Origin of the sequence: Achromobacter sp. GbtcB20 (genome assembly GCF_019091095.1) — a bacterium.
GTDB classification, from domain to species: domain Bacteria; phylum Pseudomonadota; class Gammaproteobacteria; order Burkholderiales; family Burkholderiaceae_B; genus Achromobacter; species Achromobacter mucicolens.
The window spans coordinates 1-584 of the sequence record NZ_JAGXJZ010000176.1; the positions used below are offsets into that span (position 1 = coordinate 1).

At 70.0% G+C, this 584-nt stretch carries 1 protein-coding gene; it reads left to right on the forward strand.

Translation table 11 applies throughout. From position 1 onward, the window contains the following. Positions 1-14: 14 nt before the first annotated feature. The coding region (locus KVT32_RS28425) for an NAD(+) diphosphatase (RefSeq protein WP_217619242.1) at positions 15-584 on the forward strand (570 nt) is incomplete at its 3' end.

A 584-nucleotide genomic window follows, 5' to 3' on the forward strand; every position in this document is an offset into this window, starting at 1 on the left:
CCGTGATAGAACGTATGCTGCACACGCCCCCGACCTTCACGCCGCTGATGGCGGCGCAAGCCCATCCCGACCCGCTCACTTTCCTGTTCCACCACGGCCGCCTGCTGGTGCGCGAAGCCGACCTCGCGCTGCCCGACGCCGCCGCGCTGTCCGCGCTCGATCTCGACCCGGCGCTCCTGCAGCCGGTCGGCCTGCTGGGCGAGCGCTATTGCCAGGCCGGCTGGAGCGAGCGCGAGGAGGCGCCGCCGGGCTATGCCTGGCGCGGCCTGCGTTCGCTGTTCTTCGGCGACATGGACGAAGCGCTGATGGGCGTGGCCGGGCGCGCGGCCCAGATCGCCGAATGGGCGCGCACCCACCGCTACTGCGGCGCCTGCGCCCATCCGATGGAACGCCTGTGGCACGAGCGCAGTTTTAAATGCACCCACTGCGGCCACCTGGCCTACCCGCGCATTTCGCCGGCGATGATGGTCCTGATCAAGAACGGCGACAAGGTGCTGCTGGCGCTGCACCACGCGTCGGCGGCGAAGCGCTTCACGCCGCTGGCGGGTTTCCTGGAGGCAGGCGAATCGATCGAGGAAGCGATC